General features: G+C 71.5%; 13 protein-coding genes. 4 read left to right on the top strand and 9 right to left on the bottom strand.

Going from position 1 to position 11,483, the window contains the following annotated elements:
- Positions 1 to 149: 149 nt before the first annotated feature.
- Positions 150 to 563, bottom strand: a complete 414-nt coding sequence (gene nusB / locus ABD979_RS00225; protein ID WP_345505407.1) for a transcription antitermination factor NusB — start codon at positions 561 to 563, stop codon at positions 150 to 152.
- A gap of 16 nt (positions 564 to 579) precedes the next feature.
- Positions 580 to 1,143 (bottom strand): elongation factor P, encoded by a 564-nt coding sequence (efp, locus tag ABD979_RS00220; RefSeq protein ID WP_345505406.1) that lies wholly within the window; start codon positions 1,141 to 1,143, stop codon positions 580 to 582.
- Positions 1,144 to 1,411: 268 nt separating this feature from the next.
- On the opposite strand from efp, the gene ABD979_RS00215 reads away from it, so the two are divergent.
- A complete protein-coding gene (locus tag ABD979_RS00215; RefSeq protein ID WP_345505405.1) occupies positions 1,412 to 3,442 on the top strand; it encodes a HelD family protein in 2,031 nt (676 codons plus the stop codon).
- Between the two features lie 18 nt (positions 3,443 to 3,460).
- Here the strand turns inward: ABD979_RS00215 and ABD979_RS00210 are convergent, their stop codons facing one another.
- The 3 genes from ABD979_RS00210 to ABD979_RS00200 all read right to left on the bottom strand — a co-directional run bounded on the left by ABD979_RS00210 (position 3,461) and on the right by ABD979_RS00200 (position 5,684).
- On the bottom strand, positions 3,461 to 3,754 hold the full coding sequence (locus ABD979_RS00210; protein ID WP_345505404.1) for a hypothetical protein: 294 nt from the start codon (positions 3,752 to 3,754) through the stop codon (positions 3,461 to 3,463).
- A 29-nt stretch (positions 3,755 to 3,783) separates the two neighbouring features.
- Entirely contained in the window at positions 3,784 to 4,713 is a 930-nt protein-coding gene (locus tag ABD979_RS00205; protein WP_345505403.1) for an intradiol ring-cleavage dioxygenase, read from the bottom strand.
- A gap of 107 nt (positions 4,714 to 4,820) precedes the next feature.
- Positions 4,821 to 5,684, bottom strand: a complete 864-nt coding sequence (locus tag ABD979_RS00200) for a PHP domain-containing protein (RefSeq protein ID WP_345505402.1) — start codon at positions 5,682 to 5,684, stop codon at positions 4,821 to 4,823.
- 79 nt (positions 5,685 to 5,763) lie between these two features.
- On the opposite strand from ABD979_RS00200, the gene ABD979_RS00195 reads away from it, so the two are divergent.
- From ABD979_RS00195 to ABD979_RS00190, 3 genes are all read left to right on the top strand, one after another.
- The gene (locus ABD979_RS00195) at positions 5,764 to 6,330 is read left to right on the top strand and encodes a GrpB family protein (RefSeq protein WP_345505401.1); all 567 of its coding nucleotides are present in this window, start codon (positions 5,764 to 5,766) and stop codon (positions 6,328 to 6,330) included.
- 89 nt (positions 6,331 to 6,419) lie between these two features.
- The gene (locus tag ABD979_RS20070; protein WP_425583870.1) at positions 6,420 to 7,133 is read left to right on the top strand and encodes a DUF6226 family protein; all 714 of its coding nucleotides are present in this window, start codon (positions 6,420 to 6,422) and stop codon (positions 7,131 to 7,133) included.
- 237 nt (positions 7,134 to 7,370) lie between these two features.
- Positions 7,371 to 8,000 carry a Clp protease N-terminal domain-containing protein gene (locus ABD979_RS00190; protein ID WP_345505400.1) on the top strand — a complete coding sequence of 210 codons (630 nt, stop codon included), beginning with the start codon at positions 7,371 to 7,373 and terminating at the stop codon, positions 7,998 to 8,000.
- Between the two features lie 119 nt (positions 8,001 to 8,119).
- Here ABD979_RS00190 and aroQ read toward each other — a convergent pair whose 3' ends face one another.
- The 4 genes from aroQ to aroC are packed head-to-tail and all read right to left on the bottom strand — an operon-like array spanning position 8,120 to position 11,445.
- Positions 8,120 to 8,557, bottom strand: coding sequence for a type II 3-dehydroquinate dehydratase (aroQ, locus tag ABD979_RS00185; protein WP_345505399.1), 438 nt, complete (start codon positions 8,555 to 8,557; stop codon positions 8,120 to 8,122).
- A gap of 10 nt (positions 8,558 to 8,567) precedes the next feature.
- On the bottom strand, positions 8,568 to 9,695 hold the full coding sequence (gene aroB, locus ABD979_RS00180; RefSeq protein WP_345505398.1) for a 3-dehydroquinate synthase: 1,128 nt from the start codon (positions 9,693 to 9,695) through the stop codon (positions 8,568 to 8,570).
- A complete protein-coding gene (locus tag ABD979_RS00175; protein WP_345505397.1) occupies positions 9,692 to 10,231 on the bottom strand; it encodes a shikimate kinase in 540 nt (179 codons plus the stop codon). The genes aroB and ABD979_RS00175 overlap by 4 nt, the downstream gene beginning before the upstream one ends.
- Positions 10,225 to 11,445 (bottom strand): chorismate synthase, encoded by a 1,221-nt coding sequence (aroC, locus tag ABD979_RS00170; protein WP_345505396.1) that lies wholly within the window; start codon positions 11,443 to 11,445, stop codon positions 10,225 to 10,227. Before aroC ends, ABD979_RS00175 begins: the two co-directional genes overlap by 7 nt.
- Positions 11,446 to 11,483: the final 38 nt, after the last annotated feature.

The following is an 11,483-nucleotide window of genomic DNA, read 5'->3' as shown; positions in this document are numbered from 1 at the left end:
GTCGTCGCCGTGGAGTCTAGCGTGGCACCGGGACCGGCCCGACGCCGGTCCAGTCCTCGGCATGCCGCGTCCCGGACCGCTTGAGGCCACCCGGAACGCACGAAGCCACCCGCGTGCGGGTGGCTTCGTGCGTTGGGCGCGGCCCGGTGTCAGACGATCGTCGCCTTGACCTCGGCGATGCGGCCGAGCAGGCCGTTGACGAACGTCGGCGACTCGTCGGTCGAGAGCTCGGTCGCCAGCGAGACGGCCTCGGAGATCGCGACGGCGTCGGGGATCTCGCTGTTCCAGAGCACCTCCCACGCGCCGAGGCGCAGGATCGCGCGGTCGACGGCGGGCATGCGCTCGAGCGTCCAGCCCTGGCTGTAGTCGGTCAGGGCTGCGTTGATGTCGTTCCAGTGGCCCACCACGCCGCGCACGAGCTCCGCGGTGTAGGGGTTGTTGGCCGCCCGCGACTCGCGGTCGCCCAGGCGCTCGTCGAGGAGCGTCTCGGCGTTGAGGCCGCGTTGGTCCGCCTCGAAGAGGATGTCGAGGGCCCGCGTGCGGGCCTTGGTGCGTGCTGCCAAGGGAGTTCTGGTCCGCTCAGTCGTTGACGCGGCCGAGGTACGACCCGTCGCGGGTGTCGACCTTGACGCGCGTGCCGGACTCGAGGAAGAGCGGCACGTTGATCTGCGCGCCGGTCTCGAGGGTGGCCGGCTTCGTGCCACCCGTCGAGCGGTCGCCCTGCAGGCCCGGCTCGGTGTGCGTGATCTCGAGGACGACCGACGCCGGCAGCTCGACGTAGAGCGGAGCGCCGTCGTGCGTGGCGACGATGGCGTTCTGGTTCTCGAGGAGGTAGTTCGCCGAGTCGCCCACCACGGTCTCCGACACGTTGACCTGGTCGTAGGTGTCCGTGTCCATGAAGACGAAGTCGCTGCCGTCCTTGTAGAGGTACTGCATCGTCCGCTTGTCGACGTTGCTCGTCTCGACCTTGGTGCCGGCGTTGAACGTCTTGTCGACGACCTTGCCGGAGAGGACGGCCTTGAGCTTGGTGCGCACGAACGCCGGCCCCTTGCCGGGCTTCACGTGCTGGAACTCGACGACGGACCAGAGCTGTCCCTCGAGGTTGAGCACCATGCCGTTCTTCAGGTCGTTGGTCGAAGCCATCGTCACAAACCACTTTCGTATGCCGGCGGGCCCGGTCGGGTGCCGCTGGGCACGCCGCAGCCCCGGGCGTTCTTTGACTTGGGGAGTTGCCGCACGAGTCTAGCCGGGCGCCCACCGGATCGCGGAATCGCTTCACCCCGCCGGTGTACCCTGATCCGCTCCTCCGTCCATCCCCACCGCAACACACCGTGCAGGTCAGGACCCACCGGCATCCGATCCCGGTGCGTTGCCGCCTTCTCGGTGTGCCGGGGTGCAGAAAGGTGCTCGCGTGACCGCCCTCGACTCCGAGCTCGCCCGGGAGCAGGCCTACCTCGACGAGGCCCGCGCGCAGCTGGCCCGGATGCGTGAGCTGGCCGAGTCGCTCGACGCGTCCAAGGCGAGCGACGCCGTCTCGGGCGAGGTGCTCGGCTGGGTGCTCGCCCGCCGCATCGCCTCCCTCCAGGACGACCCGCGCACGACGCTCTTCTTCGGGCGCATCGACGTCGAGCCGGCCGAGGGCCCGGCCGAGCAGTTCCACATCGGGCGCCGGCACGTCTCCGACGAGGCGGGCGACCCGGTCGTCGTCGACTGGCGCGCCCCGATCTCCACCGCCTTCTACCGCGCGTCGCCGACCGAGCCGCTCGACGTCGTGCGGCGCCGCCGCTTCGGCGTCGACCGGGGCCGCCTGACCGCGCTCGAGGACGAGCACCTGCGTGAGCCCGACGCGGCCGACGGCGCCGCCGGCTCGATCCTCGCCGCCGAGATCGAGCGGCCGCGCACCGGGCCGATGCGCGACATCGTCTCGACGATCCAGCCGGAGCAGGACGAGATCGTCCGCAGCGACGTCACCGTCAGCGTCTGCGTGCAGGGCGCCCCGGGCACCGGCAAGACGGCCGTGGGGCTGCACCGCGCGGCCTGGCTGCTGTACTCCTTCCGCGACCGCCTTGATCGCTCGGGCGTGCTCGTCGTCGGGCCCAACCGGGCCTTCCTCGACCACATCGGCGCGGTGCTGCCCTCGCTCGGTGAGGTGCGCGTGGGGCACGCGACCATCGAGACCCTCCTCGACCACGGCCGGGTGCGCGCCGTCGAGCCCGCGGACGTCGCGACCCTCAAGGGCGACGCCCGGCTCGCGGCCGTGCTGCGCCGGGCCGTCTGGTCGAGCCTCGTACGACCGACGGAGGCGCTCGTGGTGCCGCGCGGCGTGCGCAAGCGGCGCGTGCCGGCATACGAGGTCGCGGGGATCGTCGACGAGCTGGCGGCGCGCGGCGTGCGCTACGCGGCCGCGCGGGACCTGCTGCCGCAGCGGCTCGCCCACCACGTGCTGCTCGAGATGGAGCGCGCCGGCGACGCCCCCGACGACCGCGTGCAGGACGCCGTCGCGAAGTCGGCGGCCGTGAAGAAGTACGTCGCGTCGATCTGGCCCGCGCTCGACCCCCAGGCGGTGCTCCACCGGCTGTGGTCGGACTCGTACGCGTTGCGGGAGGCGGCCGGCGACGACCTGACCGCGGACGAGCAGGCAAAGCTGCTGTGGGACAAGCCGGCCCGCACGAAGGGCGCCGCCCGCTGGTCGCTCGCAGACATGGCCCTGCTCGACGAGCTCGACGACCTGCTGCGGCGCGTGCCGAGCCTCGGGCACGTCGTGCTCGACGAGGCGCAGGACCTCTCGCCCATGCAGCTGCGGGCCGTGGGGCGGCGCGCCTCGACGGGGTCGGTGACCGTGCTCGGCGACATCGCGCAGGGCACGACCCCGTGGGCCACTGCGTCGTGGGAGGAGGCGATGCGCCACCTCGGCAAGGAGGAGCACGACCTCGTCGTGCTCGACCGCGGCTTCCGCGTGCCCGCGGTCGTCATCGAGTACGCCGCCCGCCTCCTGCCCGTCATGGCACCCGGCCTCGGCGCCCCCGTGTCGGTGCGCGACAACCCCGGGCGACTCGAGCTGCGCCCGGTCGGCGCCGACAGCCTCGCGGCCGAGGTCGTGGTCGCGGCGCAGCGCGCGGCCGCGTCACCCGGCTCGGTGGGAGTCATCGTGCCCGACCGCGACGTCGAGCGCCTGTCCGCGGCGCTGGCCGCGGCCGGTGTCGAGCACGGCCGGCTCGACCTCGAGCACGGCGACGACGAGGACCACCAGGTCGAGGTCGTGCCCGCGAGCGTCGCGAAGGGCCTCGAGTTCGACCGCACAGTCGTCGTCGAGCCGGCCGCCATCGCGGCGGCCGAGCCCGACGCGCGCACCGGCCTGCGCCGGCTCTACGTCGTGCTCACCCGTGCGGTCTCGGAGCTGACGATCGTGCACGCCGAGCCGCTGCCCGACGCCCTGGCCTGACGGCCCTCGTCTGACCGTTCAGCGCAGCCCGCGGTGCGCCGCCCACACCTGCGCCGCGCGGTGACCCGCCGCGTCGACGAGGGCGTGCAGCTCGGGCCGGTCGGGCACGGTGAAGGACACGTAGGCGCCCCGGCCACCCTCGACCGGCCGGCCGTACGCCTTGGCCGCGAGGTGCCCGTCGGGCAGCATCCGCACGTTGAGCGTGTCGAGGCGGAACTCCTGCCCGCGGCGTGAGTCGGTCCACCGCAACGGCTCGGGGATCGACACGTTGATGGCCATCGCGCTGACGACGATGGGCTCGTCCTCGTCCATGACGCCCAGCCTGCCACGACGCCGGCCCGTCAGACCCCGATCGTCAAGGCGGCCGTGTAGCCCGACGACGCGTCGCCCGACATGGTTGCGAGCTGGTGCACGCCACCGTCGTCGCCGAAGACGTTGTCGCGCGCGAGGCTCACCTGCGCGAGGTTGCCGACGCTCTGCTCGTAGCCGCTCGTCGCGTAGACCGTGTCGCACGCTGCCTGGGACAGGGCGATCTGCGATGTCTTGACGATGGGCCCGCTCGACACCGCATCGCTCACCTTCGAGTAGACCTCGAAGTGGATGTGCGGCCACCGGCCGGAGTAGCACGCCGGGAAGATCGAGGTGAAGGTCGCCGTGCCGGAGTCGTCGGTCTCCTGCACGCCGCGGAGGTAGTTCTCGCCCGCGGCGGCCTGGCTGTACATCGAGTAGTTGCCGTCACGGTCGCAGTGCCAGACGTAGACGGCAGCGCCGACGAGGGCCGAGCTCGTGGCAAAATCCTTCACCGTCAGCTTGACGGTGAGAGGCACGCCCTGAGCCGTCGTCGTCGAGGAGCCGAAGCTGCTGCGGATGTCGCGGCGCACGATGCCCGAGTCGTCGAGCACGTTCTGGCCGTTGGAGCCGTCACCCGGGAACGGCCCGGCCGTCTCGTCCGGTGCCTCGACGAGGCCCGCAGCCGCCGCTGACGTCGCGCCGGCTGACGTGGCACCACTCGACGCGGCACCACTCGACGTGGCACCGCTCGAGGACGCGCCGGCTCCGGACGCTGCCGGTGTCGAGCCGGTGCCGCACGCGGCGAGGGCCCCTGTGACGCCGAGGGCACCGAAGAGCGTCAGGGCGCGGCGTCGGTCGACGAGCGTCCGCAGGTCGAAGACGAGGCCACGGTCGTGGTCCTCGATCTCGTTGCCGTGCTCGTCGATCCACTCGTGCGCGGGTGGTGCGGACGGGCTGTGCGGGTCGGTCGTCGGTGCCATGGTCGAGCCTCTCGTCGCGGACCCGACGGGTCCTTCTGGAAAGACTCTGGGAGTCGCGCCCCTGTCTCAGCGGTGCGCCGCCTGTGCTCGTTCTGTGAGCGCCGAGCTCACCGTCTCGGTGCCGGCCGACGGGTCCACAGGTCCTCCGGCCGTCGACCGGGTCGGAAGCCGAAGTGCTCCAGCATGTGCTGGGCCTCCGGGAAGCCGCCGGCCAATGCCGTCGGGACGTGGGCATCACTGCCGAAGGACACTGCCTGACCGCCCTCCTCCGTCCACCACTGCGGAAGCCACGACGACAGACGGCGGGTGTTCATCTCGAGGGCACGGCCCGACTCGGCGACCGCCCGGAGCGCGACACGGAACTGTCCCTCGAAGCGACGCGGGTCGAAGCGGCCGGCCTGCTCGACGGGCCAGTGCCGGACGGCGTAGTCGAGGTGCGTGAAGACCTCGAAGGCGTCCGAGGCGAGCATGGCGGGGACCTCGTCCAGGTAGGCGTCCATCACCTCGTCCGGGCCCCAGTGGCGGTAGAGCGTGATCGGTTCAGCGCGGTCCGGTCCGACCCGCAGCGTGTGCAGCGACCCGTTGACGCGGTCGAAGCGCGAAAGGTCGACGAGCTGACGAGCCCGGTGCTCGACGAGATGAGGCTGTCCGAACTCCACACCGCTGAGGATGGTGAGGTCCGGAAAGAGCCGACGGCACTCGGCGATCGCCCCGAAGTAGCCCTCGACGTCCAGGGGCGGCGGCACGAGATAGCCGGCTTCGTTGATGTGCTGGGACGCCGCTGGAGGGAACTCCTCCGTGCCGGCGCGCCACGCCTCCTCGACGTCGAAGTGCTCGGTGAAGATCAACGCGGGAAGCCCGATGCGCAGTGCCTGCTCACAGGTGGCCACCATGGTGCCGCGAGCACCGGAGTCCGGACCGCCGGTGTCCCAGGACCACTCACTGTGTACGTGGCTGTCGGCAGTGAGCATGCGCCATTATGGCGAGCGTAACTGCGGACGTCCGCGTCGACGGTTGCCGGCAGTCGTGGCGGCTGCTTACTCTCCTCTGATGCCTACTTCGCGACGCCCTCACCGACGCCCAGACGTCACCACCGCCGAGCTGGTCGGTGGCATCGAGAAGCGTGAGCTCGTCGTCGTCGATCCCGATCCCACGTGGCCCCGGACTTATCAGCGCCACGAGGAATGCATCCGGAACGCGCTCGGGCCGCGGGGTGCCGTGGCCATTGAGCACATCGGATCGACCTCCGTGCCCGGACTCGCCGCGAAGCCGATCGTGGACATCCTCGTGGTCGTGAGCGACATCACCGCCGAAGAGGACTACCTCCCCCAGCTCCTCGCCGCCGGCTACGTCCTGCGGGTCCGCGAGCCCGGCCACCGCTTGGTGCGTACACCGGAGCGTGATGTCCACGTGCACATCCTCGAGACCGATGACCCGCAGATCGCCGAGTACCTCCTCCTACGCGACCACCTACGCGGCGACGAAGCCGACCGCGAGCTGTACGTGCGCATCAAACGTGACCTCGTCGCGCAGGACTGGCCCGACATGAACGCTTACGCCGACGCCAAGACGGAGGTCATCACCCAGATCAAGGACCGAGCGCGACAGCGCATGTGACGTCCACGCTCGACCGACGCACCGTCGACGGCATGGTCGGACGTTCGGGCATCCTGCGGAGCGCCACTTGAGACAAAGCCGTTGCGCGGGTGTCGGCGGACGCTGATGATGCCGAAGTGAGTGACCCGAGTCCCGCCATTCCCCCAGCGTGGCTGAGTGCTCTGGTGCGGGACGTCGATCAGGCGTTCGCCGTGACCGGGGCTGCCACACCTGGCTGGGATGATCCACACCCGGATCGGAGCGCACTGGAGGAGGAGTACTCCAGGTGTTCGGATCCGGGCAAGTACAGGATCTTGGACGCTCGGGCGGATGCCTGGTGCGAAGTGCTTGCCCGTCAAGGGCTCGCGCACGTCACGAACGCCCGGGGGGCTCGCTGGATGGACGGTGTGCGCGACCCGGACGCCTGGTGGCGTGTCAGGCAACTGAACCCTTCGACCCCGGGCGGGCTCACACTGCACCTTGCTTCGACGCTGGTGGACGGGCAGCCCTTCGGCGTGGATGTAGGCGTCAGCGCCGCTACGCGGCCAGCGGTGCACCTGGGCTCCGTGCCCGACTGCGGGTGCGATGCATGCGACAGCGGCTCAGCTGAGCTGCTGGACGTTCTGGATGGGTGGATTCTCAGCGTCGCGGCTGGCGGCGTCGTGCATGCCCGCTCCGATGCCGCCTCGATCAGTCGGACCGCCGAGGGCGGGTGGCAGGCGGATGGCATGGGCTGGTTGGAGTCGTGGCTGGACGCGTCGTCACCCGTCCCTCGAGGTGTTCGGCGATGGATCGGCAGTCCGTGGCACGTGCATGCACATTGAGCGACATGGGCATGCCCACCGGGTCCGATCTGTGTGGGCGCCAGCGCGGCGAGTGTGACCGTACCCAGAGCGGCATGGTCGGACGTCGTCCGACGCGCGGCAAAGTCGGACGAGCGTAGCCGTCCTCAGCGCGGCATGATCGAGCGATCGTTGTCGCCCTCACGGCGTAGGCGTAGTAGACGTTCGACCAAGACCACATGAGTATCGTGGGCGACCCCGGGGAGGCAGGTGATCGGCGTGTTCGACAGGTTCGACAATGATGCGCGCGAAGCGGTGGTGTATGCCCAAGAAGAACTGCGGTCGATGGGCCACCACGAACTTGGGGCGGAGCACCTCTTGATCGGCGTATTGCGCGCAGGTGGAGGGGCAGCTGAGGCCGCCCTGCAAGTCTCCCTCTTGCGGGTTCGTGAACGGCTTGTCGGTACCCGACCATCCCGTCTCGGGTCGTCCTCGGGGCACATCCCCTTTACCGCGAACGCGAAAATGGCCATGGAACTCGCACTCCGGACCTCGCTGGAACTCGGCCAAAGTCGTGTTACGACGGCGCACCTTCTGGCTGGCGTTGTCAAGGTCGATGACCCACTGGTGTCTGGAGCCCTCATCGGCCTGGGCGTCGACCCCGCCGAGGCATACCTGCGTGCGCGAACATGGGCGGGCGACGACGCGCCGCTGGCAGAACGAGATCCGGGCGAGACGGCCGAACAGAGACCCCGCGCGCCATCGGAAGCCGAACTGCAGCGCAAACTCGGAGTCCTCGCCATCGCACTTCGCCGATACGGGCACCACGAGGGCGGCTGCCGGACGCCGGATGCTGCGTGTTCATGCGGTCTCGCCGAAGCACTGGACCTCGCCAGCAACCGGGATTAAGCCGCTCCTCTGGGTTCACGCACATCGGCATGTGGGGACGACTTCGCCCCTCGGTTTGGGGCGTCTAGGCGACGCCTCAACGCGTGCGGCGTCCACCGGTCCCGCCGGACCGCGAGGCATCAGACGAGAGCGCGGAGGGCGAGCAGGTAGGACTGCAGGCCGAACCCGGCGATGGTGCCCGTCGCGACACCGGCCACGACCGAGGTGTGCCGGAACTCCTCGCGCGCGGCCGGGTTGGACAGGTGCACCTCGACGAGGCTGCGACCGCTCGTCGTGACGATGGCGCACGCGTCGCGCACGGCGTACGAGTAGTGCGTGAAGGCCCCGGGGTTGAGCACGACGTCGGCGCCGACGTCGACGGCCTCGTGCAGCCAGTCGATGAGCTCGCCCTCGTGGTTCGTCTGTCGGCAGTCGGCGACGAGCCCGAGGTCACGCGCCTCGCGCTGCACGGCAGCATGCACGTCCTCGAGCGTGTCGGAGCCGTAGACCTCCGGCTCGCGCGTGCCGAGGCGGCCCAAGTTGGGGCCCGACAGGACGAAGACCGTGGGTGCCGTCATGGCGGCGAGTCTAGTGAGCGCGCGCCGCGCCGCGGCGCGCGACGAGGCCGTAGGCCGCCTGGAGCAGCGCGTCGTCGGGGCCGGCGAGCCGGTTCGGGCGGGCGAGGCCGTCGAGCACGACGAAGCGCAGGGTCGAACCGCGGGACTTCTTGTCGCGGCGCATCGCCGCGAGCAGCTCGTCCCAGCGGCCGGCGGCATACGTCGTCGGGAGGCCGAGCGACTCGAGGACGGAGCGGTGCCGCGCGACGAGCGCGTCGCCCTCGCTGCCGGAGAGGTGGCCGGCCAGGCGGGCGAGCTCGGCGACGTAGACCATGCCGACGGCCACCGCCTCGCCGTGGCGCCACGCGTAGTGCTCGACCTGCTCGATCGCGTGGCCGAAGGTGTGGCCGTAGTTGAGGATCTCGCGCAGCGAGCTCTCGCGCAGGTCGGCGGCGACGACCTCGGCCTTGACCCGCACGGCGCGCTCGATGAGCTCGCGCAGGTGCGGGTTGGCCGCGCTGCGGGCGAGCGCCGGGTCCGCCGCGACCGAGGACTCCACCAGGTCGAGGATCACCGGGTCGGCGATGAAGCCGCACTTGACGACCTCGGCGAGACCCGCGACGAGGTCCGCCTCCGGCAGCGTGGCCAGCACGTCGACGTCGCAGAGCACGCCCGCGGGCGGGTGGAAGGCACCGACGAGGTTCTTGCCCTCGACGGTGTTGATGCCCGTCTTGCCGCCGACGGCCGCGTCGACCATGCCGAGCAGCGTGGTCGGCACCTGCACGACGCGCACGCCGCGCAGCCACGACGCCGCGACGAAGCCCGCGAGGTCGGTGACGGTGCCGCCCCCGACCCCCACGACGGCATCGGTGCGGGTGAAGCCGGCCACGCCGAGCTGGGACCACAGCGAGGCCGCGACCTCCGCGGTCTTGGCGGCCTCGGCGTCGGGCACCTCGGCGACGTGCACCGCGTACCCCTCGCCCTCGACGGCGGCGGTCACACGGGCCGTCAGATCGGGCAGGGTCGGCGGGTGAACGACGAGCACGCGCTCGACGTCGGGCCCGAGCAGCCCCCCGACGCGGCCCAGCACACCCGAGCCGATGACGACGTCGTAGTCGGAGCCGACGGCGATGGTCGTCGGCTCGGCGGCACCGCTCACGCGCCGGCCGCCTCGAGCGCGTCGACGACGACGTCGACGACCTCCTCCGGGCTGCGCCCGGCCGTGTCGACCCGTACCGTCGCCACGCGCTCGTAGGTGGGGCGCCGGTCGTTCATCATCCGCACCCACGACGCGCGCGGGTTGACCGAGAGCAGGGGGCGCGAGCGGTCGAAGCCGATGCGCTTGCTGGCGTCGGCGATGGCGACGTCGAGGAAGACGACGGTGTGGCCCGCGAGGGCGTGCTCGGAAAGGGGGTCCATGACCGCTCCCCCGCCGAGCGACACGACCCCGGCCTCGGCGTCGAGCGCGCGCGCCACCTCGGCGCGTTCGAGGTCGCGGAAGGCCGACTCGCCGTCGTCGACGAAGATGTCGCTGATCGACCGGCCCTGGGCCGCCTCGATCGCGGCGTCGACGTCGTGGAAGGCGACCCCGAGGCGGGCGGCGAGCGCCTGCCCGACGGTCGTCTTGCCGGCGCCGGGAGGGCCGACGACGACCGCCACCGGTCGCGTGCCCGGTGTGCTCGACTCGTTCACCACGTGCGCAGCCCCTTCCGGATGCCGTCGAGGTAGGTCGTGTGGTTGCGCGCGGTCTCGCTGACCGAGTCGCCACCGAACTTCTCGAGGCACGAGGCGGCGAGCACGAGGGCGACCATCGCCTCGGCGACGACGCCGGCAGCCGGCACCGCACACACGTCGGAGCGCTGGTGGATGGCGGTCGCGGCCTCCCCCGTCGCGACGTCGACCGTCGAGAGGGCCCGTGGCACGGTGCTGATCGGCTTCATGGCGGCCCGCACGCGCAGCACCTGGCCGGTCGACATGCCGCCCTCGGTGCCACCGGCCCGCCCGGTGCGCCGGGTGATGACTCCGTCGACGAGCTCCATCTCGTCGTGGGCCTCCGAGCCGCGGCGGCGGGCGGTCTCGAAGCCGTCGCCGACCTCGACGCCCTTGATGGCCTGGATGCTCATGAGCGCCTGCGCGAGCTGGCCGTCGAGCTTGCGGTCCCAGTGCACGTGCGAGCCGAGGCCCGGCGGCAGGCCGTAGGCGAGCACCTCGACGACACCACCGAGGGTGTCGCCGTCCTTCTTCGCCGCGTCGACCTCCGCCACCATGGCGGCTGACCCCTCGGGGTCGAAGGCGCGCACCGGGTCGGCGTCGAGGCGCTCGAGGTCGTCGGGCGTCGGCAGCTCGGCGCCGGTGGGCACGCCCGCCGTGCCGATCGAGACGGTGTGCGAGACGAGGCGGATGCCGTAGGCCTGCTCGAGGAAGCGGGCGGCGATCTCGCCGAGGGCGACGCGGGCGGCGGTCTCGCGCGCCGAGGCGCGCTCGAGCACGGGGCGGGCGTCCTCGTGGCCGTACTTCTGCATGCCGACGAGGTCGGCGTGCCCGGGACGGGGTCGCGTCAGCGGCTTGTTGCGCGCGACCTCCTTCTCGGCGTTGACGTCGTCGGAGGCCGCGTAGTCGGCCTCGCTGACGGCCTCCGGGCTCATCACCGTCGTCCACTTCGGCCACTCGCTGTTGCCGACGCGCACGGCGAGCGGCGAGCCGAGGGTCACCCCGTGGCGCAGCCCGCCGAGGAACTCGACCTCGTCCTGCTCGAACTTCATCCGCGCGCCGCGACCGTAGCCGAGGCGGCGGCGGGACAGGGCGGCCTGGAGGTCCTTCGCGCCGACCTCGACCCCGGCCGGCAGGCCCTCGATCATGGCCACGAGGGCGGGGCCGTGGGACTCCCCGGCGGTCAACCAACGCAACATGCCCCGATCCTCCCACGCGCGCCGTGCGCCCTCGCGAC

Source organism: Terrabacter aeriphilus (genome assembly GCF_039542985.1).
Taxonomy (GTDB): Bacteria; Actinomycetota; Actinomycetes; order Actinomycetales; family Dermatophilaceae; genus Terrabacter; species Terrabacter aeriphilus.
This window is presented reverse-complemented; position numbering and strand designations above follow the sequence as displayed.